At 55.6% G+C, this 270-nt stretch carries 1 protein-coding gene; it reads left to right on the top strand.

Annotation, left to right across the window (positions count from 1 at the left end; genetic code table 11):
• Nucleotides 1-270 (top strand): hypothetical protein (locus tag EXE42_RS19090; protein ID WP_158293798.1); only part of this gene is annotated, 270 nt, incomplete at both ends.

Raw genomic sequence — 270 nt, 5'->3', positions numbered from 1 at the left:
CGCGCGATAGACGACACCGAGTTCGCCGCAAAGTTCGAGTCGGGATGGACGGACGACGATGTCGAGAAACTCATGGAGACTGTCGTAAATGAGAGTTTCTCAATGGAGATGACGCTGTGCCGCCTCGCTTGGGTGAGCCCCAACGACATCAAAGAGTTCGCTGAGAACTCGGTTCGCAATCTTCTCCAGGACGCCAGCTTCACAGAACTTGTTCGGGGAACCGAAACCCTAGAAACCGAGCGAACGATCGCCGATTCGTACGGCCTGAAC

This window comes from Halorubrum sp. SP3 (assembly GCF_005435195.1).
GTDB classification, from domain to species: Archaea; Halobacteriota; Halobacteria; order Halobacteriales; family Haloferacaceae; genus Halorubrum; species Halorubrum sodomense.
This window is presented reverse-complemented; position numbering and strand designations above follow the sequence as displayed.